The sequence below is a fragment of the Pseudomonas sp. LS.1a genome (assembly GCF_022533585.1).
In the GTDB taxonomy this organism is placed as follows: Bacteria; Pseudomonadota; Gammaproteobacteria; order Pseudomonadales; family Pseudomonadaceae; genus Aquipseudomonas.
This window is the reverse complement of record NZ_CP092827.1, coordinates 3909387-3931425: the sequence shown is the minus strand read 5'-3', so window position 1 is coordinate 3931425 and position 22039 is coordinate 3909387. Positions and strand designations below refer to the sequence as shown.

Sequence of the window (22039 nt, the reverse complement as noted above, 5' to 3'; positions counted from 1 at the left end):
TGGGAGCGGGTTTACCCGCGAAGAGGCCAGTACTGACACTGGTTCTGTAGCAGGCGAGCCGTATAATGGCTGGGTCGCCACTTAACTTTTGGCTTTAACGGATTGGATATGACTGAACAGCAACCTGTTGCAGTTCTGGGAGGCGGCAGCTTCGGCACCGCCGTGGCGAACCTGCTGGCGGAAAACGGTGTGCCGGTGCGCCAATGGATGCGCGACCCGGATCAGGCCGAGGCCATGCGCGTCAATCGCGAGAATCCGCGCTACCTCAAGGGCATCCGCCTGCACGACGGCGTCGAGCCGGTCAGCGACCTGCTGGCCACCCTGCAGGCCAGCGACCTGGTTTTCGTCGCCCTGCCATCGAGCGCCTTGCGCAGCGTGCTGGCCCCGCATGCCGAGCTGCTGCGTGGCAAGGGCCTGGTCAGCCTGACCAAGGGCATCGAAGCGCAAAGCTTCAAGCTGATGAGCCAGATCCTCGAGGAAATCGCCCCCGAGGCGCGCATCGGCGTGCTGTCCGGCCCCAACCTGGCCCGTGAAATCGCCGAACATGCGCTGACCGCCACGGTGGTCGCCAGCGAGGACGAAAAACTCTGCCAGCAGGTGCAGGCCGTGCTGCATGGGCGTACCTTCCGCGTCTACGCCAGTGCCGACCGCTTTGGCGTCGAACTGGGCGGGGCGCTGAAGAACGTCTATGCCATCATCGCCGGCATGGCAGTGGCCCTGGGCATGGGCGAGAACACCAAGAGCATGCTGATTACCCGCGCCCTGGCCGAGATGACCCGCTTTGCCGTAAGCCAGGGCGCCAACCCCATGACCTTCCTCGGCCTGGCCGGTGTCGGTGACCTGATCGTCACCTGCTCCTCGCCCAAGAGCCGCAACTACCAGGTCGGCCACGCGCTGGGCCAGGGCCTGAGCCTGGAGCAGGCGGTCAACCGCCTGGGCGAAGTGGCCGAAGGCGTCAACACCCTCAAGGTGCTCAAGGCCAAGGCGCAGGAAGTGCAGGTGTACATGCCGCTGGTGGCGGGCCTGCATGCCATCCTGTTCGAAGGCCGCACGCTGAACCAGGTGATCGAGCACCTGATGCGTGCCGAGCCGAAGACCGATGTCGATTTCATTTCCATCAGCGGTTTCAACTGAGCCTTGAGCGGCTCTGACAACAGCAAGGAGCAACACATGAACGATACGCCCGAGCGCGCCCAGCGCGAGTCGATCATCCTGCGGGTCCTGTGGATGCTGGTGTTCCTGGTGGTCTGGCAGTTGGCCGAGCTGCTGCTCGGTGGCCTGGTACTGGTACAACTGATCTACCGTCTGGTGTACGGCGCCCCAAGCGCCAGCCTGATGAACTTCGGCGACAGCCTCAGCCAGTACCTGGCGCAGATCGGCCGCTTTGGCAGCTTCCACAGCGACCAGAAACCGTGGCCGTTCGCCGACTGGCCGGCACCGCGTGCCCCGGAAGGCGAGGCCCCGCACGCCGTGGCCCCGGCCCCGCACCCGGTGCGTGATGAGGAGCCCAAGCTGTGAAACTATGGGTGCTGCGCCACGGCGAAGCGGAGCCGCGGGCCAACAGCGATGCCGAGCGCCGGCTGACCGCCCACGGCCGCGAGCAGGTGCTGCACAGCGCCGCCCGCCTGCTGGGGCAACCGTTGCAGGCGATCATCGCCAGCCCTTACGTACGTGCCCAGCAAACGGCCGCCCTGGTGCATGACACCCTGGGCTTCGCCGAGCCGGTGCGCACCGTGCCCTGGCTGACGCCCGACACGGATGTGCAGCAGGTCATCGGCGAAATCGAGCGCCTGGGCCTGGAGCATGTGCTGCTGGTCAGCCATCAGCCGCTGGTGGGTACCCTGGTCGGGGTGCTGGAGCATGGCCACCAGCAACACCCGGCGGGCATGAGCACGGCAAGCCTGGCGGAGCTGGACGGGGACTGGCCGTTGGCTGGGCTGATGACCCTTCGGGCGATCAACTCGCCGGCGTGAACTCACGGGGCCGCTGCGCCGACAGGTACCGCCCACGCCCTGAACGGTGGGAGCGGCTTTAGCCGCGAACACCGGCGCAGCCGGTGCCATGCACCGTGTTGGATTCTTCGCGGCTAAAGCCGCTCCCACAGGGTTCGCGGATTGCTTGCGAACTCAGTTATCTACGCGACAGCGCAGCCCAAAGGGCTGCGATCTCCCACAAGCCTGACCTGATAGCCCTCGCCGATGACCTTTCCGGACGTTGCCGAACCGCCCCGGGATACCGACAATGGGCCATCATCCCCGATCCGGACCCGGTGCCATGTCGCAGCAGATCTTCTTCGCCCATGCCAACGGTTTCCCCTCGGCCACCTACGGCAAGCTGTTCGCTGCCCTGGCACCGGACTATCAGGTGCAGCACCTGGCCCAGCACGGGCACGATCCGCGCTTTCCGGTGGACGACAACTGGCAGAGCCTGGTCGACGAACTGTTGCACCACCTGGCCCGGCAGGACCAGCCGGTATGGGGTGTCGGCCATTCGCTGGGCGGGGTGTTGCACCTGCACGCCGCCTTGCGCTGCCCCGAGTACTACCGTGGCGTGGTGATGCTCGACTCGCCGGTGCTCACCCGCGCCGACCAGTGGCTGCTGCGCACCGCCAAGCGCTTCGGCTTCATCGACCGCATCACCCCGGCTGGCCGCACCCTGGGGCGCCGCGAAACCTTCAATGACCGCGACAGCGCCCGGGACTATTTTGCCGGCAAGTCACTGTTCCGCCATTTCGACCCCGACTGCCTCGATGCCTACATAGAGCACGGCCTGCAGGCGAAGGAGCAGGGGCTGCAGTTGCGCTTCGACCCGGCCACGGAAATCAGCATCTACCGCAGCATCCCGCATACCAGCCCTGCACCTGCGCGGCAGTTGCAGGTGCCACTGGCCATGGTTCGCGGCGAGCGCAGCAACGTCATTCGCCACCACCACACCTTGGCCGTACGCGGCATGCCCAAGGGCGAATTCCACAGCGTGCCGGGTGGACACATGTTCCCGCTGGAGCGGCCAACCGACACCGCCAGCCTGATCAAGGGCCTGTTCGACCGCTGGAGCCAGGCATGAGCGCGCAGGTCGAGGAAATTCGCCTGAGCCTGGGGCATATCGAACTGGCGGCGCACCTGTTCGGCCCTGAGGACGGGTTGCCGGTGATCGCCCTGCATGGCTGGCTGGACAACGCCAACAGCTTCGCCCGCCTGGCGCCGCAGCTCAAAGGCCTGCGCATCGTCGCCCTGGACCTGGCCGGGCATGGTTACTCGGAGCACCGGCCGCTCGGCGCCGGCTATGCCCTGGCCGACTACGCCCATGACGTGCTGCGGGTGGCCGAGCAGCTGGGTTGGCAACGTTTCGCCCTGCTGGGCCATTCGCTGGGGGCAATCATTTCGGTGCAACTGGCTGGTGCGTTGCCGGAGCGGGTCAGCCATCTGGCCCTGATCGACGGCGTCATCCCGCCGACTGGCGCCGAGCAGGACGCCGGTGAGCGGCTGGGCATGGCCCTGCAGGCCCAGTTGCGCCTGGATGGCAAGCGCAAGTCGGTGTACACGACCCTGGAGCAGGGCGTGCAGGCGCGCATGAAAGGCATGGTCGCGGTCAGCCGCGAGGCAGCCGAGTTGCTGGCCCAGCGAGGCCTGATGCCGGTGCCTGGTGGTTACAGTTGGCGCAGCGACAGCCGCCTGACCCTGCCTTCGCCAGTGCGCCTGAGCGAGGCCCAGGCCATGGCCTATGTGCGCCGGGTAAGCTGCCCGGCGCGCCTGGTGGTGGCCGCCGATGGCATGCTGGTGCGCCACACCGGGTTGCTGGAGCAGCTACCCTTTGAGCAGGTGACGCTGCCCGGTGGCCATCACCTGCACCTGAACGATGAGCAGGGCGCGGCCCTTGTCGCAGACTGTTTCAATCGCTTCTTTGGCTTTGCTTGACTTGCACCGGACAAGTGTCGAGGCTTGGCGGGTTGAACAGGGAGACAACCATGCAACTGCCAGACATCCTGGAGCTTCACCTCGGCGCTGAGCGCCGCCTGGGTCGCCAATGAGCGCGCCTGTAGCCATCCGTAATGCCTTCGCTGCCTGCCTGGTGTTCGCCAGCCCCGTGCTGTGGGCCGGTAGCCTGCCGGTACCGGTGGACGCCAAGGTGGTCGACCAGCGCCCGGCCGTGGAGCAGGAGCGTGTCTACCCCATGGGCCCGCTGCGCAAGATAAGCGGCCGCCTGCGGGTCGAGGACAAGGTCGAAAGCCGCGGCCAGGTCAGCTCGGTCACCTATGAACTGCCGGTGGAACGTACCGCCCGCGAAGCCTTCACCAGCGCTCGCGAAGCACTGCAGCGCGACGGCGGCTACCCGCTGTTCTGGTGCCAGGGCCGCGATTGCGGCGAGGCCAGCCTGTGGGCCAATGATGTGTTCGGCAATGCCCGCCTCAACGGCGGCGACGAGCAGCAGGCGTTCATCCTGCTGCGCCGCTCGGCGGAGCAGGCCGACACCCTGGTCGCGCTGTACAGCGTCACCCGCGGCAACCGCCGCGCCTACCTGCACGTGGAAGAGTTCGTCGCCGGCAGCCCGCTGGGCGAACTGCTGCCGACCGCTGCCACGGTGCTGCGGGAAATGCGCGATACCGGCAAGCTCGACTACCCTGACCTGGCCGCGCCGCAAGACACCTGGGCGAACCTGCTGGCCCGCAGCCTGAACCTCGACAGCACCCTGCGTGCCAGCCTCAGTGGCGCCCAGGCCGAAGCCTGGCGCGAAGCGCTGGTCAAGGCGGGGGTACGCAGTGGCCGCCTGGAAGTCGGTAGCGCGCCTACCGACGGCCTGCACCTTGAACTGATCCGTTGAACGAGCACCACCATGGCTAACAATGACCGCTTGCTGGTCCAGATTCTGCTGCTGGCGCTGCTGGGGGCCGGCCTGTGGGTAATGGCACCGTTCATTTCAGCGCTGTTGTGGGGGGCCATCCTGGCCTTTGCCAGCTGGCCCTTGATGCGCTTGCTGACGCGTGTGCTGGGCGGTCGCGAAACCCTGGCGGCAAGCCTGCTGACCAGCGCCTGGATCCTGATCGTGGCGTTGCCGCTGGTGTGGTTGGGGTTCAACCTGGCCGATCACATTCGCGATGCGACGGCATTTGTGCGTGACGTGCAGGTGGACGGCCTGCCCGATGCACCGGCCTGGCTGGGTGGTATCCCGTTGGTTGGCGAGCGCCTGGTCAGCTGGTGGCAATCGCTGGACCAGCAGGGCGCAGCCTTGCTGGCCTCGGTCAAACCGCACCTGGGGCAGGTGGGCAACTGGTTGCTGGCGCGCAGCGCGCAGATCGGCAGCGGCGTGCTGGAGCTGACCCTGAGCCTGGTGTTCGTGTTCTTCTTCTACCGCGACGGCCCACGCCTGTCGGCATTCGTCCTGCGCTTGCTGCACCGCTTGATGGGCGACCGCGCCGAGTACTACCTGGAACTGGTGGCCGGTACGGTGCAGCGAGTGGTCAACGGGGTGATCGGTACGGCCGCCGCGCAGGGCGTGCTGGCGTTGATCGGCTTCCTGATCGCCGGTGTGCCCGGGGCCATCGTGCTGGGCCTGGTCACCTTCATGCTCAGCCTGATCCCCATGGGCCCGCCACTGGCCTGGATCCCGGCCACCGGCTGGCTGGTATGGAAGGGCGAGTACGGCATGGCGGTGTTCCTGGGGGTTTGGGGCACCTTCATCATCAGTGGCGTGGACAACGTGCTCAAACCGTACCTGATCAGCCGTGGCGGCAACCTGCCGTTGGTGATCGTGCTGCTGGGCGTGTTCGGCGGTCTGATTGCCTTTGGCTTCATTGGCCTGTTCATCGGGCCGACCTTGCTGGCTGTCGGTTACAGCCTGCTGTTGGACTGGAGCCGCAACGCGGCGCAGCAGCCGCCCCAGCGGTAACCTGTACTGGCCTCTTCGCGTCGAACCGCCGCGAAGAGGCCGGTACCGACAACCGAAAAGCCTGATCTTTACACCTTCTTTATTCCCATCCCCACCCCCGATCTCGCCCCTTTACGCCCCTCCCTCGGACAATTTCCCCAAAGCGGCCCAAGCCGCACCACGGGGAGAACCACACATGAACATGCTCGACGGGCTGTCACTGCTGCTGGCAGTGGCATTGGCGTTTTATCTGCTGGTGGCGCTGCTGCGCGCCGATCGCAGCTAGGGAGCGGCCATGCACAGTTACGACTTCGCCTTGCTCCTGGCATTTTTCGCCATCGTGCTGCTACCGGCACCCTGGCTCGGGCGGTTCTACTTCAAGGTCATGGAAGGCCAGCGCACCTGGCTGTCGCCCGTGCTGGGCCCGGTCGAGCAGGCCTGCTACCGGCTGGCAGGCGTGCGCGCCGGCCAGGAACAGAACTGGCAGCAGTACACCCTGGCCCTGCTGGCCTTCAACCTGGCCGGGTTCCTGCTGCTGTTCACGGTGCTGCTGTTACAGGGCTACCTGCCATTCAACCCGCAGCATCTCCCAGGCCAGGAATGGTCGCTGGCGTTCAACACCGCGGTCAGCTTCGTCACCAACACCAACTGGCAGGCCTACAGCGGTGAGGCGTCGGTCAGCTACCTGAGCCAGATGCTCGGCCTGACCGTGCAGAACTTCGTCAGCGCTGCCACGGGCCTGGCCGTGCTGGTTGCGCTGTGCCGTGGCATTGCCCGGCGCAGTGCGACGACACTGGGCAACTTCTGGGTCGACATGACCCGCGCCACCCTCTACGGCCTGCTGCCGCTGTGCCTGCTGCTGGCATTGTTGCTGGTGTGGCAAGGTGTGCCGCAAACCCTGGCCGACTACGCCCACGCGGTGACTCTGCAAGGCACCGAACAGACCATCCCGCTGGGCCCGGCCGCCAGCCAGATCGCCATCAAGCAACTGGGCACCAATGGCGGTGGCTTCTTCGGCGTCAACTCGGCGCACCCGTTCGAAAACCCCACGGCCTGGAGCAACCTGTTCGAGGTGGCTTCGATCATCCTCATTCCGGTGGCGCTGGTGTTCACCTTTGGCCACTACGTGAAGGACCTGCGCCAGAGCCGCGCCATCCTCGCCTGCATGCTTGTCCTGTTCCTGATCGGCGGCAGCACGGCGTTGTGGTCCGAGCACCAGCCCAACCCGGCCCTCGAGAGCGCGCAGGTACAGCAAAGCGCCCCCATGGAGGGCAAGGAAAGCCGCTTCGGCACCACCGGTTCGGTGCTGTGGACGGTGACTACCACTTCCGCTTCCAACGGTTCGGTCAATGCCATGCACGACAGCCTCAACCCGCTGACCGGCATGGTGGCAATGGTCAACATGATGGTCGGTGAGGTGATCTTTGGCGGCGTTGGCGCAGGGCTGTACGGCATGCTGTTGTTCGTGCTCATCGCAGTGTTCCTGGCAGGGCTGATGATCGGCCGCACCCCGGAATACCTCGGCAAGAAACTGCAGGCACGCGAGGTGCAGTTGCTGGTGGCGACCCTGCTGGTGATGCCGGTCGGCGTGTTGGTGCTCGGCGCCATCGCCGCCAGCCTGCCAGGCCCGGCGGGTGCGGTCAGCAACCCGGGTGCGCATGGCTTCAGCCAGCTGCTGTACGCCTACACCTCCGGTACGGCCAACAACGGCTCGGCCTTCGCCGGCTTCGGTGCCAACACGGTGTTCCACAACCTGATGATCGGCCTGGCCATGCTGGTCGGCCGTTTCGGCTACATCCTGCCGGTGCTGGCCTTGGCCGGCAGCCTGGCGGCGAAGAAAAGCGCGCCCCAGGGCCTGAACAGCTTCCCCACCCATGGCCCACTGTTCACCGGCCTGCTGCTGGTCACCATCCTGCTGGTCGGTGGCCTGACTTTCCTGCCAACCCTGGCCCTTGGGCCGATCGCCGAACACTTGAGTCTGGGTTTTTGAGGACCGACCATGAACATGCCCATTCCTGAAGTACAAGCCCGGCACAGCGCCAAGGACCAGACCCGCTTCGCCGCGTTGTGGCGCCCGGCGCTGGTGCAGGCCTTCGTCAAGCTCGACCCGCGCCAGCTCAAGCGCTCGCCGGTGATGCTGGTAGTCGCCCTGACTGCTGTGCTGACCACTGTCCTGTGCTTTGCCCCTGGCAGCGGTGTGAGCACCGGCGTGGCCGTGCAGATCGCCCTGTGGCTGTGGTTCACCGTGCTGTTCGCCAACTTCGCCGAGGCCCTGGCCGAAGGCCGTGGCAAGGCCCGCGCCGACAGCCTCAAGGCTGGCAGCCAGGGCCTGACTGCCCAGCGTCGCAAGCGCGATGGCAGCTACGAGACCGTCGCCGCCAGCGCGCTGCGCAAGGACGATGTGGTGCGCGTGGTGGCCGGCGAAATGATCCCCGGTGACGGTGAGGTGCTTGAAGGCATCGCTGCGGTCAACGAGGCCGCCATTACCGGCGAGTCCGCGCCGGTGATCCGCGAATCCGGCGGCGACCGCTCGGCGGTGACCGGCAATACCCGGCTGGTCTCCGACTGGCTGTTGATCCGCATCACCAGCAACCCGGGCGAGTCGACCCTCGACCGCATGATTGCCCTGGTCGAAGGCGCCAAGCGGCAGAAGACCCCGAACGAGATCGCCCTCGACATCCTGCTGATCGGCCTGACCCTGATCTTCCTGATCGTGGTGGTGACCTTGCAGCCGTTCGCCCACTTCGTGGGTGGCAGCTTGCCGCTGATCTTTCTCGCTGCGCTGCTGGTGACGCTGATCCCCACCACCATCGGCGGCCTGCTGTCTGCCATCGGTATCGCCGGCATGGACCGGCTGGTGCGGTTGAACGTTATCGCCCGCTCGGGCCGCGCGGTGGAAGCGGCCGGTGACGTGCATACACTGATGCTCGACAAGACCGGCACCATCACCTTCGGCAACCGCCGTTGCAGCGCGCTGCACGCCGCACCGGGCATCACCGCCCGCGAGCTGGGGGAGGGCGCCTTGCTGGCCTCGCTGGCGGACGACACCGCCGAGGGCAAGTCGATCGTCGAGTACCTGCGTCAGTTGCACGACTTCGTCGAACCGTCCACCGGGCAGTTCGAGGCCGTGGCCTTCAGCGCCGAGACGCGCCTGTCGGGCATCGACTTGCAGCAGCACCGCTACCGCAAGGGCGCCGTGGATGCCGTGTTGGCGTTTGTCGGCATGCAACGCCTGGAAATGCCTCAGGCACTGGCCCGTGAAGTGGAGCGCATCGCCCAGAGCGGCGGTACACCATTGCTGGTGTGCCTCGACAAGCGCCTGCTCGGCGTGATCCACCTCAAGGACGTGGTCAAGCCCGGCATCCGCGAGCGCTTTGCCGAGCTGCGCAAACTGGGCATCCGCACGGTGATGGTGACCGGCGACAACCCGCTGACCGCCGCCGCCATCGCCGCCGAGGCCGGCGTGGATGACGTGCTGGCCGAGGCCACGCCAGAGAAGAAGCTGGCACGCATCCGCCAGGAGCAGAACGACGGCCGCCTGGTGGCCATGTGCGGCGACGGTGCCAACGACGCCCCGGCACTGGCCCAGGCTGACGTGGGCATGGCCATGAACGACGGCACCCAGGCCGCGCGCGAGGCGGCCAACATGGTCGACCTGGACAGCGACCCGACCAAGCTGCTGGACGTGGTGCAGGTCGGCAAGGAGTTGCTGGTGACTCGCGGCGCGCTGACCACCTTCTCCATCGCCAACGATGTGGCCAAGTACTTCGCCATCCTGCCGGCGCTGTTCGCTGCCATCTACCCGCAGTTGGGCGTGCTCAACCTGATGCACCTGGCCAGCCCGCAGAGTGCGATTTTGTCGGCCATCGTGTTCAACGCGCTGATCATCATCGTGCTGATCCCGCTGGCGCTGCGCGGTGTGCGGGTGCAGGCGGCCAGTGCGGCGCACCTGCTGCGGCGCAACCTGTTGATCTACGGGCTGGGCGGCATTGTCGTGCCGTTTGCCGGGATCAAGCTGATCGATCTGCTGCTCAATGCCCTGCACCTGGTCTGAGGAGGCCACCATGAATGCTTATGTACGCCCGGCGCTGAGCCTGGCCTTGTTGATGACCCTGGTGACTGGCGCGCTGTATCCGCTGGCAGTGACCGGCATTGCCCAGGTCGCTTTCCCGAGCCAGGCCAACGGCAGCCTGGTGCGCGACGACCAGGGCCAGGTGCGCGGTTCGGCGCTGATCGCCCAGGACTTCCAGGGTGATGGCTGGTTCCACCCGCGCCCGTCGGCGGGCGCCTACGCCACCGTGGCCAGCAGCGCCAGCAACCTGTCGCCGAGCAACCCGGCGCTGGCCGAGCGGGTCAAGGGCGATGCGGCTGCGTTGTACCAGGCGCAGCAGGGGCCGGTGCCCCAGGCGCTGCTGACCACCTCGGGCAGCGGCCTCGACCCGCACCTGCCGCCGGAGGCCGTGGCCTACCAGATCCCTCGGGTGGCGGCGGCACGGCAATTGCCGGTGGAGCGCTTGCAAGGCTTGCTGGAAGAGGCCACCCTCCACCCATTGATCGGCCCGCCGGTGGTCAATGTGCTGGCCTTGAACCAGGCCGTGGAAAACCTCAGCCATTGATAGATGGCTTGAGGGGCTGGCAGGGACCCTGTGGGAGCGGGTTTACCCGCGAATGCGTCGGTGGCGCTACTACGCATTCGCGGGTAAACCCGCTCCCACAGGTACGGTGATGGTCCCTGGATTTGCTGCTTGCTGGAAATGGCAAAGGATGAAAGATGAGTGACTCCGCCCGCGCAGACGCGCTGTTGGCTACCCTCCCGCGATCCGGCCGGGGCCGGTTGAAGGTGTTCCTTGGCGCCGCCCCCGGCGTCGGCAAGACCTTCGCCATGCTCCAGGCCGCCCACGCCCAGCAACGCCAGGGTGTGCAGGTGCTGGCCGGGGTGGTGGAAACCCATGGCCGCGCCGAAACCGAAGCCCTGCTTGGCGGCCTTCACCAGCAGCCCCTGCTGCGCAGCCAGTACCGCGGCGTCACCCTCGAAGAAATGGACCTCGACGGCCTGCTCAAGGCCGCCCCGGCCTTGGTGCTGGTCGACGAACTGGCCCACACCAATGCCCCTGGCAGCCGCCACGCCAAACGCTGGCAAGACGTACAGGAACTGCTCGCCGCCGGCATCGATGTGTACACCACGGTCAACGTCCAGCACCTGGAAAGCCTCAACGACAAGGTCCGCGACATTACCGGCGTGCAGGTGCGCGAAACCCTGCCGGACTGGGTGCTGCAGGAAGCCTTCGAGCTGGTGCTGATCGACCTGCCACCCCGTGAACTGCTCGAACGCCTGCGCGAAGGCAAGGTGTACGTGCCCGAGCAGGCGCGGGCCGCCATCGATGCGTTCTTCTCGCAAACCAACCTTACCGCCCTGCGCGAGCTGGCCATGCAGACCGCTGCGGCCCAGGTGGATGCCGACCTGGCCCACGGCTATCGCCAACGCGGCCAGGAAGCCCCGGCCCTGCGAGGGCGCTTGCTGGTGGGCGTGGATGGCGACGACCAGGCAGAGCGCCTGGTGCGTCATGCCAGCCGTGTGGCCCAGCGCCGCCACCTGCCTTGGAGCCTGGTGCATGTGGACAACGGCCGCCTGCGCGACGAAGCTGCGCGCCAGCGCCTGCAAGCTGCCCAGCAACTGGCCGAACGCCTGGGCGGGGAGGTGGTGCTGCTGCGCGCCGGCGAAGTGGTACGCACGCTGATCCAGCACGCCGCCGAGCGGCGGGCCAGTCTGGTGCTGGTCGGGCAGTCTCGCGACCGCCTGCGCCGGCGCCTGTTCGGTGCCGGTGTGGCCACGCGGCTGCTGCGCGAAAGCCACGGCCTGGAAATCAACGTGCTGGACCGCGACGTGCAGCCGCAAGCGCCACGTTCGGCCGTGCGGCGGGTGTGGGTCTGGCGCCATTACCTGCTGGCGCTGCTGGCCACGGTCATGGCCGCGGGCCTGGCCTGGGCGGTGTCGAGTGTGCTGGCCTTGCCCAACATCTCGCTGGTGTTCCTGGCCGCGGTGTTGCTGGTGGCGGTGCGCAGCAGCCTGGGGCCTGCGCTGGCCTGCGCGGTGCTGTCGTTCCTGACCTACGATTTTCTGTTCATCCCACCCAACCTTTCGTTCAGGATCCAGCGCGAAGAAGACGTGCTGACCCTGGTGTTCTTCCTGTTGATGGCCGCGCTCACCGGCAACCTGGCCGCCCGCCAGCGCCGCCAGTTGCAGGCACTGCGCGAGACCCAGGCGCAGACCAGCCAGCTGCTCGACCTTTCGCGCCGGCTGACCGTGGCCACCGACCGCCAGGCGGTGTTCAACGCCGCCGGCCAGCATCTGGACGGCTGGCAGGACATGCAGGTGTGCCTGCTGGAGCGCAATGTCGAAGGCCAGTTGCAGGTGGTCAGCGGCGAAGCGCATGCCTTTAGCGATAATGAGCGCGCGGCCGCAGAGTGGGCCTGGCAGCATGTCCAGGCCGCCGGGCATGGCAGCGACACCCTGCCCAATGGCCGCTGGTGGTGGTGGCCGCTGGCGGTGGATGAACAGCCTCTGGCATTGCTCGGTGTGCGCCCACGCTCCGGCCAGCCGCTCAGCGACCCGCGCCGGCGCCTGCTCACCGCCCTCGGTCAGCCACTGGCCCAGGCCCTGGCCCGCGCCCGGCTGGCTGAACAGCTGGAGGCCGCGCGCCTGCACGGCGAAACCGAGCAACTGCGCAGCGCCTTGCTCGCGTCCGTTTCCCATGACTTGCGTACCCCGCTGACCGCCATGCGCGGCAGCATTGACAGCCTGTTGGCGTTGGGCGAGGCGATTCCCGCTGCAGACCGTCGTGAACTGCTGGAAGGGACCCGCAACGAAGCCGAACGCCTCGACCGCTACATCCAGAACCTGCTCGACATGACCCGCCTGGGCCACGGCGGCCTCAAGCTGGCCCGCGACTGGGTGGCCCCGGCCGACATCGTCGGCAGCGCGCTCAACCGCCTGCGCGTGGTGCTGGCACCGCTGCGCGTGCACACCGACGTGCCGGCCGAGCTGCCGTTGCTGTTCGTGCATGCGGCGTTGATCGAGCAGGCACTGGTCAACGTGCTGGAAAATGCCGCGCGTTTCTCGCCAGACAATGGCCGGCTGGAGTTGCAGGTGTCGGTGCAGGACGCCCAGTTGCGCTTCGCCGTCAGCGACCAGGGCCCCGGCATTCCCGTGGCCGACCGCGAGAAGATCTTCGACATGTTCTACACCGCCGCCCGCGGCGACCGCGGTGGGCAGGGCACCGGCCTGGGCCTGGCGATCTGCCAGGGCATGATCGGCGCCCATGGCGGGCAGATCCTGGTGGGCGAAGGCATCGATGGCCAGGGCACCAGCATCACTTTATGCTTGCCGCTGCCCCCTCAACCTGAAGCCGAAAGCGAAACCCCATGAGTCAGTCCGCCACCCTCCTGGTCATCGACGATGAACCGCAGATCCGCAAGTTCCTGCGCATCAGCCTGGCCTCCCAAGGCTACAAGGTGCTCGAGGCCGCCACAGGTGCGCAAGGGCTGGCCCAGGCCGCTTTGGGCAAGCCGGACCTGGTGGTGCTCGACCTTGGCCTGCCGGATATGGACGGCCAGCAGGTGTTGCGTGACCTGCGCGAATGGAGCGCGGTGCCGGTAATGGTGTTGTCGGTGCGTGCCAGTGAGCTGCAGAAGGTCGATGCGCTGGATGGCGGTGCCAACGACTATGTAACCAAGCCGTTTGGCATTCAGGAGTTTCTGGCGCGGGTGCGTGCCTTGCTGCGCCAGGTGCCGCAGGCGGGTGGCTCGGAAGTGGCGGCCAGTTTTGGGCCGCTGACCGTGGACTTTGCCTTTCGCCGGGTGACCCTGGATGGCGTGGAAGTGGCGTTGACGCGCAAGGAGTATGCGCTGCTGGCGCAGCTGGCCGGGCACCCGGGGCGGGTGATTACCCAGCAGCAGCTGCTCAAGGATATCTGGGGGCCTACCCATGTGGATGACACCCATTACCTGCGGATCGTGGTCGGGCACCTGCGACAGAAGCTGGGCGATGACCCGACGGCGCCGCGGTTCATCATCACCGAGGCAGGGGTGGGGTACAGGCTGGTGGCACCTGCTGCATAGTCCGGGTTCACGCCCACCTTGTGGGAGCGGGTTTACCCGCGAAGAATGTGACACGGTGCATGGCACCGGCTTCGCCGGTGTTCGCGGGTGAACCCGCTCCCACAGGGAGGGTGCAAACCCAGGAAGCCTGAGCAGTACAGTTACTCCCGCGAGGGGGCATCAGGCCCTCGGTGGTTCCTTCTCGAACAGCTGGCGCATGACTTCCAGGTAACGCCGTGCACCCAGCCCCAGCGGGCGCGGCTTGACCCAGATGATGTCGACCCACAAGCGCAACCGGCTGGCCATGTTGTCGAAGCGCACCTCCGCCAGCGCGCCCGAAGCAATCAACGGTTCAACCAACGGCTGCGGCAGATATGCCCACCCGAGGCCTGATTGCACCAGGTCCAGAGTGGCCAGGTAGCTGTCGGTCAGCCAGATGCGCCGCGACAGCACCATGCGCGGGTCCGACCCGGTGGCCTTGCCGGACGCCACGATGATCTGCCGCTGTTCGGCGAAAGCCTCTTCCGGCAACGGCGTGCCGCTGTTCTGACCGGCCGGATGGCGGGGCGAGGCAACGGCCACCAGCAACTGGCTGCCGGCCTCCAGGAACGACTCGCGCTCGTCGATACCGGGCCGTTCGAAGACCAGTGCCAGTTGCACGCTGCCGTCATGCAGCAGGCGGATGGCTTCTGCCTGGGTGGCTGAGCGCACTTCGATTTCCAGGCTGGGAAATTCCTGGGCGAGGGTTTCCAGCGGCTGGCTCCAGCGGCCGGTCTGCAGCTCGGGGGCCATGGCGATGGTCAGGCGCTTTTCCAGGCCCTTGTGCAGTTGCAGGGCCTGGGCGTCGAGCAGGTTGAGCTGGCAGATCACCTGCCTGGCCTGAGGTTCCAGGGCCAGGGCGGCGCTGGTGGGCAATGCTTTGCGCGTGGCCCGGTCGAACAGCACCAGGTCCAGCTCAGCCTCCAGTTGGGCGATGGCCATGCTCACGGCCGAAGGCACACGCCCCAGCTTGCGCGCGGCGGCAGAGAACGAGCCTGCCTCCAGCACCGCGAGGAAGATTGCCAGGGAGTCGCTGGTAAAGGCCATTGTTGGTAAACCTGATGACGGGGGAGTTTTATGGAAGAAAATTATGGGGCTTTTGTTTGAGAATGCACCAGGGCGCAGAGTGGTTCGGCGGGGGATTGTCAGCGCCTGTGAGATCGAGCGCCGCCCGCGCGGCGCATCGCGAGCGAAGCTCGCTCCTACATTTGTTTCGGGCCAGTAACGCCTGTCGCAGCGCGCGCGACCGCCTTGTTTGTTCCTCACGATATGGAGGTGGACGCCAAAGGGCCGCGCACTTCTGCCTCAGGAATAACTGGCCCGAAACAAATGTAGGAGCGAGCTTCGCTCGCGATGCGCCGCGCGGGCGGCGCTCGATCTCACAGGCGCTGAAAAACCAAAGCCAAGCACCTACAGCCCTTCACCCAGCACCCGATCAATGCTGTCGACAAAGTAGTCCACGCTCGCCCGGGTGGTGCACATCGGCGGCTTGATCTTGAGGATGTTCAGGTAATCACCGGTCGGCTGCATGAAGATGCCCAGGTCACGCAGGCGGTTGCACAGGGCCATGGTTTCCTCGGTTGCCGGTTCCAGCGTTGCGCGGTCGCGCACCAGTTCCAGCCCCAGGTAGAAGCCCGAACCATGTGCCGCGCCGGCCAGCGGGTGCTTGTCCACCAGGGCCTGCAGGCGCGCCTTGAAATAGCGCCCGGTGTCGCGGGCGTTGTCCCACAGGCCTTCTTCCTGCATTACATCCAGCACCGCCATGCCGATGCGGCAACTGACCGGGCTGCCACCGGCCGAGGAGAAGAAGTAGCCCTCGGCTTCCAGTGCTTCGGCGATCTCGCGGCGGGTGATGACTACGCCCAGCGGTTGGCCGTTGCCCATGCCCTTGGCCATGGTGATGATGTCGGGCACCACACCCTGTTCCTCGAAGCCCCAGAAGTACTCGCCCAGGCGGCCATAACCGACCTGTACCTCGTCGGCGATGCACACGCCGCCCCGCGCACGGACCTTGGCATAGGCTTCGCGCAGGTAACCGGCCGGCAACGAAATACCACCAGCATTGCCGTATACCGGTTCGCAGATGATGCCCGCCAACTGGCGGCCACGGGCGTCGAGGTCGGCCAGCTTGGCATCGACGTCGCGCAGGTAGTCGGTGGCGCTGTCGGCGCCACGGAAGCGGCCACGGAAGGTGTTCGGTGCCTCGACCGGGTGCACCCAGTCCGGGCGGGTTTCCAGGGCCTGCGGGTTGTCGGCGATGGAGGTGGAAATGGCATCGGTGGCCACCGACCAGCCGTGGTAGGCCTCCAGCACGCTGAGCAGGTCGCGCCCGCCGCTGTAGGCCCAGGCCAGGCGAATCGCCAGGTCGTTGGCTTCGGTACCGCTGTTGACCATGAACACCCGGTCGAAACCTTCGGGCGCCAACGCCAGCAGGCGTTCGGAGAACTCGCTGATGGCCGCGTAATGGAAGCGCGAGTTGGTGTTCAGCAGCGACCATTGCCGCGCCGACTCGGCGACCATGCGCGGGTGGCCGTGGCCCAGTACCGCGACGTTGTTGAGCATGTCCAGGTACGAGCGGCCCTGCATGTCGATCAGGTAGTTGCGCCAGCCGCGTTCGATGTGTGGTGGTTGGGCGTAGTAGTGCTTCTGTGAGCGAGCGAAGCTGGCGTCGCGGCGGGCCAGCAGGGCCTGCGGGTCAGGGAGCGGCTCGGCGTTGCAGTCGAAGCCCAGCAGCGCAGCTGGCGACGGGCACAGGGCCAGCCAGGCGGTCGCCTGGGACGGGGTGGCGAAGAACGGTGGCTGGATGCCGTTATCCAGGCACAGCTGCACACTGAGGAAGCCACAACTGCTGCCCAGCGACTGGCCTTTTTCCACGGTCTGGCCATCTGCCGGCGCGTCTTCCAGGCCCTGTAGCCACAAGGCCCAGTGCGCGCTGCGCAGGCAGCCACGGCCGTCGCCATGGCGCTGCCAGGTGCCGGTATCTGGCGCTTGCACCAGGCTGCCGTTGGGCACGTGCAGCTCGACGCCCAGGGCGCAGGTGGCGGGCTCTTCAGGGCGGTCGATATGGGTTTGCGACAGGCGATACTGCCCATGCAGGCTGCAGGCCGGGGCCGGTTGCGTGGTCAGCAGGTGCTGGTCGAAGCCCGGTTGTTCCCAGTTGCCCGCCTCGCAATGCACGCTGAGTACGCCCAGGTCGACCCGTGTCACTGGATGCCCTTTCAGTTCAGGGAGCAGGGGGGCGCAGCCGCTCAGGTCCGGCGTGGCGGGGTGCAGGCCCGCAGCTTGCAGGATGGCCGCTTCCATCAACGCGAAAGGTACGGCGGTGGCCGTGTCGAAGATTTCCCATTCATGGGCGATGTTGTCGCGGGTGTACTGGTTGCCGGGGTCGACGGCGAGCTGCTGCTCGCTGCTCAGCACCAGTACGGCGGCGCGGTTGAGCACCAGTGGCCACAGCGCCCGCAGTTCGGCTTCGCTCAGTGGGTTGAGCGCCTGGTAGGCCTGCACTGCAGGCAGGATGCGCAGTGGGTCACCCTCGGCGTGGTGCAGCAGCGCAGCGCAGGTCACCGACAGGTCGGCGATGCGCCAGGTGCGCAGCAGGTCACCGAAATCGATCACCCCTTGCAGTTGCCACTGGCGCTGGGCATCACGGGCCCACACGGTGTTGTCGTCGGTGATGTCCAGATGCACGGCCTGGCTTGGCAGTTGATCAACCAGCGGCATCAGACGCTCGCAGGCCTGGCGGGTGGCGTGTTCGATGCGGGCGCGCTGCCCGCTGTCCTGCAGCACCGGCAGCAGGTGATCGATCAGTGCCTGGGCATGCTGCGGGTCCCATTGCAGGGTGCGCGCCAGGCCTGGGTGATCGAAATCGGCAAGCGCCTTGTCCAGCTTCGCACAGAGCCCGCCCAGTTCAGCCATCAGGCGTGGCTCCATGTGCTTGAGGCGGGTCAACGGTTGGCCTTCGATGTAATCGAGCAGGCGCAGGCGCAGTGGTTGCGCGTCAATGTCCAGGTCCAGCAATCCCGTGCCGTTGTGCGCTGCGCGCACGGCAGGTACCGGCAAACCTTGATCGCGCAGGAAGGCCAGGGCGGCGTGTTGCGCTTCCAGTTCCAGCTGGGCATAGCTGCCGTGGCAGGCCTTCAGCACATAGCCACCCTGCGGTGTGCTCACACGGAAGTTCAGGTCTTGCTGGCTGCCCAGTACCGAAAGGTTACCGGCAAGGCCGTAGTGGGCCTGCAGCACGGTGTGTGCCTGCGCTTCGCTCAGCGTTGGGCTGGGCAGGCCGGAGCGCTGGATCAGAGTGGCCAAGGCAGGGGAGGTGGGCTGGTTCTGTGGGCTGGACATGGGCTCTACCGTTGGTGCTGGGAGTTGACGGTTGAGAATTTATGCCCGATCCGGCTGATGATGGAAGACGATTGTTGTCAAAAAAACTGATAACAAGGCTGAGTTATAGAAAATCCGATACTTGCGTTGATGCTCTTCCTCGGGCTTGACCTTGGAGCGTACTCCAGGCTTTAGGCTGCAGCCTTCGTTGATTGAGAGGGCAGTGGACATGTGGAGTGACACGCAGTATCGCAAGCTGGTGCGGGCCAGTGGTATCTATGATCTGGTGGTTACCATCGGCTTTGCGACACCCTGGAGTTTTGCCCTGTTGCATGGGTGGTTGAGTGGGCTGCATGACACGTTTGGGCTGGCGGGTGAAATTCCGCTGTTTGGAGCGATGCACGTCATGATGGCCAACCTGATGGGGTCGATTGTGTGCGTGTGGGCGTGGTTGCGGATTCGCCACCCTGAGTATCGGTTTGGTCGTTACGATGCGGCGGGGAGGGTGCTGTTTTCGGCGTGGCAGGTGTATGCGTTGGTCAATGGCGCCTCAGCGCTGATCTGGGGTGTCCTGGTGCTGGAAGTGCTGTGGGCTATTGCCCAGTTGGCACCGGTCTCACGAACGCCCGCTATCCCTGTGGGAGGGGCCTTTCGCGACACAAGGCCGCTCCCACAAAGACCGCGCTAGCGGGCCATGCGTTTGCGTGTTTCTTCATCGAGTGTGCGCCTCAAGGAGGCCAGAAACGGTAAGGCATCGGTATAGCGGCGGCCATATTCCAGGTTGAACGCGTAGTCGAAGCCAGGCGGGTTATCGCCTTGGGTGTGCTGCAGGATGGTTTCGATCTTGTCCAGTGCCTTGACCACTTTGGCTTCTGGCGAGTCCGCCGCTTCATACTCGTCGAACAGGGCAACGATGTTGTCCTGCATCGAGGGTTCGAGCATCGAGGTCATGGAGATGAGGTCCTGTCGTTCACTCATGCTCTTGTTTGGCGTTGCCTGCGCTTGAGGCGCAGGAACATCGCCACTCAACGCTTCCCCAAGGTCATGAACCAGGCACAGCTTGAGCACCTTGCAGATATCGACATCACCCAGTTCTTCCTCGAACACCAGCGCCAGCAACGCCAGCCGCCAACTGTGCTCGGCCGTGCTTTCCCGCCGGCCTGTCGACGTGTGGGCACTGCGTGTCACGCTCTTGAGCTTTTCGGCTTGGCGCAGGAATTCGAGTTTTCCATGAAGGTTGTGATTCGGCACGACGGGTGACCTCTTGCTGTTGCAGAGGTAAATCATCGGCTCGCCGTTTGCCGGCGTCCACGCATTAAATATGCGCCAGGGTTTCGACCAGCCTGGCAGTCGACCCATCCGACAGTGTGAATCGGGTCCACCGGCACAGGCTGTGCTGGATGGGCACCACTGCCGAGTCATTTGTGCCGGTGGAGAACTCCAGCGCCGGGGAGGCCAGGTTGTCGCGCCAGCCGATGCCTGCCAAGCGCTGTTCCTGGCTGGCGATTTCCTCTGTTGCGAATGGCCACAGCGAGACACCCAGCAAGTCACTGACGGGCACACTGAACTCAGCCTCGCGGGAAGATGAGCAGGCCAGCAGGCGGTGGGTGAGGTCGCACACCAGGTGCACAGGTTGCGAACTGCCCGACACAAGGCGCGCCAGTGCGTGGTCCGCGGCACTGCTGAGCCTGGCTTTGAGCAAGGCTTCGATACGCGCTCGCTGCTCGGGCTCGGCGTCCTGCACGCCCGACTCCCAGCGAGAAATGGTCGACTGGCACACCCCGAACATCTGCGCGGCATGCAGCTGTTTGACCCGGTTCAGCACGCGCCAGTGTTTTAGCATCGGGCCGATGGGTGTGTTGCGAAGTGAAGGTGAGATGTTCATATCTGTCTTCCATGCTTGCGCCAAAGGTCTACATGCATATAGGCCTTTGGCGCGGTACTTCGAGCGTGTAAGCGGCCATTCTCAGCGCATCATGCCCAGCTCGGCTCATCCATCAGATCCGAAGATTGCTCGCGGGCCTCTTCGCGGGCACGCCCGCTCCCACAGGCGCTGTGCAGGTCTTGAAGTCTGTGGTGACCTTGTGGGAGCTGGCTTGCCGCACAAAAGCTAACTGGCCGCATCCACCTCCAGAAACGCCGCCTCCAGCAACTGCCGGGTATACGGATGCTGCGGTGCATGGAAGATCGCCTGCGCATCCCCTTGTTCCACCACATGCCCGTGCTTGATCACCATCAACTGGTGGCTCAACGCCTTGACCACCGCCAGGTCATGGCTGATGAACAGGTAGGTCAGGTTGTATTTCTGCTGCAGATTGCGCAGCAGCTCCACCACCTGCCGCTGCACCGTGCGGTCCAGCGCTGACGTAGGCTCGTCCAGCAGGATCAGCGCCGGCTTCAACACCAACGCCCGGGCAATCGCAATGCGTTGGCGCTGCCCACCGGAAAACTCATGTGGGTAGCGATGCCGCGTGCGCGGGTCCAGCCCCACTTCCTCCAGGGCCGCAATAATCGCAGCTTCCTGTTCCTGCGCTGTGCCGATGCGGTGAATGCGCAGCCCTTCACCGACGATGTCCTCCACGCACATGCGTGGGCTCAGGCTGCCAAACGGGTCCTGAAACACCACCTGCATTTCCCGGCGCAACGGGCGCACGGCCTTCTGGTTCAGCCCTTCCAGGTTCTGCCCATGGAAGCGAATGCCGCCCTGGCTGGAGATCAGCCGCAAGATCGCCAGACCCAAAGTCGACTTGCCCGATCCGGACTCGCCGACAATCCCCAGCGTCTGCCCCTGTGGCAAGCTGAAGTTGACCCCGTCCACCGCCTTCACATGGTCGACCGTGCGCCGCAGCAAGCCCTTCTTGATCGGGAACCACACCTTGAGGTCATCCACCTCCAGCAACGGCGCGCCCACCGGGTTGTGCGCCGGTAGCCCGCTGGGCTCGGCATTGATCAGCATCTGCGTGTAATGGTGTTGCGGTGCACTGAACAGCCTGGCGCATTCGGCCTGCTCGACAATCTGCCCGCGCTGCATCACGCACACGCGGTGGGCGATGCGCCGCACCAGGTTCAGGTCATGGCTGATCAGCAGCAGGGCCATGCCCAAACGCGCCTGCAGTTCCTTGAGCAGGTCGAGAATCTTCAACTGCACGGTCACATCCAGCGCCGTGGTCGGCTCATCCGCAATCAGCAGCTCCGGCTCGTTGGCCAGGGCCATGGCGATCATCACCCGCTGGCGCTGCCCGCCGGACAGTTCGTGGGGCAGGGCCTTCAGGCGCTTGCGTGGCTCGGGAATGCCGACCATCTCCAGCAGTTCCAGGGTGCGCGCGGTTGCTTCCTTGCCGGTCAGGCCTTTGTGCAGCAGGAGGATTTCGTTGATCTGCTTCTCGATGCAGTGCAACGGGTTCAGCGAGGTCATCGGTTCCTGGAAGATCATCGCAATGCGGTTGCCGCGAATGCGCTGCATGGTCTTCTCGTTCTGCTGCAGCAGGTCCTTGCCTTCGTAGCGGATGCTGCCGCTGGGGTGGCGGGCCAGGGGGTAGGGCAGCAGGCGCAGGAGCGAGTGCGCGGTGACCGATTTGCCCGAGCCACTCTCGCCCACCAGTGCCAGCGTCTCACCCTTGCGGATATCGAAGCTGATGCCGTCCACCACGCGGTGGGCCTGGTCACCGGTGACGAACTCCACCGACAGGTCGCGCACTTCGATCAGGTTCTGTTCACTCAT

Annotated in this window: 19 protein-coding genes; 14 read left to right on the top strand and 5 right to left on the bottom strand. The window is 65.7% G+C overall.

What is annotated here, in order from left to right; all coding sequences use genetic code 11:
• The first annotated feature begins 108 nt into the window (after positions 1-108).
• The 13 genes from MKK04_RS18265 (at position 109) to MKK04_RS18205 (ending at position 13980) form a co-directional block, all read left to right on the top strand.
• Positions 109-1134, top strand: coding sequence for an NAD(P)H-dependent glycerol-3-phosphate dehydrogenase (locus tag MKK04_RS18265; protein ID WP_063912705.1), 1026 nt, complete (start codon positions 109-111; stop codon positions 1132-1134).
• Positions 1135-1170: 36 nt separating this feature from the next.
• Positions 1171-1518, top strand: coding sequence for a DUF4389 domain-containing protein (locus MKK04_RS18260; protein ID WP_027592856.1), 348 nt, complete (start codon positions 1171-1173; stop codon positions 1516-1518).
• Positions 1515-1973, top strand: coding sequence for a phosphohistidine phosphatase SixA (gene sixA / locus MKK04_RS18255; protein WP_063912704.1), 459 nt, complete (start codon positions 1515-1517; stop codon positions 1971-1973). Before MKK04_RS18260 ends, sixA begins: the two co-directional genes overlap by 4 nt.
• 301 nt (positions 1974-2274) lie before the next feature.
• On the top strand, positions 2275-3063 hold the full coding sequence (locus tag MKK04_RS18250; protein ID WP_207830120.1) for an alpha/beta fold hydrolase: 789 nt from the start codon (positions 2275-2277) through the stop codon (positions 3061-3063).
• Complete coding sequence (locus MKK04_RS18245; protein WP_207830122.1) at positions 3060-3914, top strand: alpha/beta hydrolase; 855 nt, start codon at positions 3060-3062, stop codon at positions 3912-3914. Before MKK04_RS18250 ends, MKK04_RS18245 begins: the two co-directional genes overlap by 4 nt.
• A gap of 109 nt (positions 3915-4023) precedes the next feature.
• Positions 4024-4818, top strand: a complete 795-nt coding sequence (locus MKK04_RS18240; protein WP_233686955.1) for a DUF4892 domain-containing protein — start codon at positions 4024-4026, stop codon at positions 4816-4818.
• A 12-nt stretch (positions 4819-4830) separates the two neighbouring features.
• Positions 4831-5883 carry an AI-2E family transporter gene (locus tag MKK04_RS18235; RefSeq protein WP_207830128.1) on the top strand — a complete coding sequence of 351 codons (1053 nt, stop codon included), beginning with the start codon at positions 4831-4833 and terminating at the stop codon, positions 5881-5883.
• A 175-nt stretch (positions 5884-6058) separates the two neighbouring features.
• Positions 6059-6148: a K(+)-transporting ATPase subunit F gene (kdpF, locus tag MKK04_RS18230; RefSeq protein WP_003251485.1), complete on the top strand. Its 90-nt coding sequence runs from the start codon at positions 6059-6061 to the stop codon at positions 6146-6148.
• Between the two features lie 9 nt (positions 6149-6157).
• Entirely contained in the window at positions 6158-7852 is a 1695-nt protein-coding gene (gene kdpA, locus MKK04_RS18225; protein WP_241105864.1) for a potassium-transporting ATPase subunit KdpA, read from the top strand.
• A gap of 9 nt (positions 7853-7861) precedes the next feature.
• Entirely contained in the window at positions 7862-9916 is a 2055-nt protein-coding gene (gene kdpB, locus MKK04_RS18220; RefSeq protein WP_241105863.1) for a potassium-transporting ATPase subunit KdpB, read from the top strand.
• Positions 9917-9926: 10 nt separating this feature from the next.
• Positions 9927-10478, top strand: a complete 552-nt coding sequence (gene kdpC / locus MKK04_RS18215; RefSeq protein ID WP_241105862.1) for a potassium-transporting ATPase subunit KdpC — start codon at positions 9927-9929, stop codon at positions 10476-10478.
• Positions 10479-10633: 155 nt separating this feature from the next.
• Positions 10634-13288 carry a sensor histidine kinase gene (locus MKK04_RS18210; RefSeq protein WP_207830988.1) on the top strand — a complete coding sequence of 885 codons (2655 nt, stop codon included), beginning with the start codon at positions 10634-10636 and terminating at the stop codon, positions 13286-13288.
• On the top strand, positions 13285-13980 hold the full coding sequence (locus tag MKK04_RS18205; RefSeq protein WP_207830990.1) for a response regulator: 696 nt from the start codon (positions 13285-13287) through the stop codon (positions 13978-13980). Before MKK04_RS18210 ends, MKK04_RS18205 begins: the two co-directional genes overlap by 4 nt.
• A 159-nt stretch (positions 13981-14139) precedes the next feature.
• Here MKK04_RS18205 and MKK04_RS18200 read toward each other — a convergent pair whose 3' ends face one another.
• Both MKK04_RS18200 and MKK04_RS18195 read right to left on the bottom strand, forming a co-directional pair.
• Positions 14140-15045: a LysR family transcriptional regulator gene (locus MKK04_RS18200; RefSeq protein WP_241105861.1), complete on the bottom strand. Its 906-nt coding sequence runs from the start codon at positions 15043-15045 to the stop codon at positions 14140-14142.
• A gap of 363 nt (positions 15046-15408) precedes the next feature.
• Entirely contained in the window at positions 15409-18339 is a 2931-nt protein-coding gene (locus MKK04_RS18195; protein ID WP_241105860.1) for an aminotransferase, read from the bottom strand.
• 208 nt (positions 18340-18547) lie between these two features.
• Here MKK04_RS18195 and MKK04_RS18190 point away from each other — a divergent pair, with 208 nt between their 5' ends.
• A complete protein-coding gene (locus MKK04_RS18190) occupies positions 18548-19006 on the top strand; it encodes a hypothetical protein (RefSeq protein WP_207831272.1) in 459 nt (152 codons plus the stop codon).
• On the opposite strand, the gene MKK04_RS18185 is transcribed toward MKK04_RS18190, so the two are convergent.
• From MKK04_RS18185 to MKK04_RS18175, 3 genes are all read right to left on the bottom strand, one after another.
• Positions 19003-19569 (bottom strand): HD domain-containing protein, encoded by a 567-nt coding sequence (locus tag MKK04_RS18185; RefSeq protein ID WP_241105859.1) that lies wholly within the window; start codon positions 19567-19569, stop codon positions 19003-19005. The genes MKK04_RS18190 and MKK04_RS18185 overlap by 4 nt on opposite strands.
• 64 nt (positions 19570-19633) lie before the next feature.
• Positions 19634-20203 carry a helix-turn-helix domain-containing protein gene (locus MKK04_RS18180; RefSeq protein WP_063912691.1) on the bottom strand — a complete coding sequence of 190 codons (570 nt, stop codon included), beginning with the start codon at positions 20201-20203 and terminating at the stop codon, positions 19634-19636.
• Between the two features lie 225 nt (positions 20204-20428).
• Positions 20429-22039 (bottom strand): ABC transporter ATP-binding protein, encoded by a 1611-nt coding sequence (locus tag MKK04_RS18175; RefSeq protein WP_063912690.1) that lies wholly within the window; start codon positions 22037-22039, stop codon positions 20429-20431.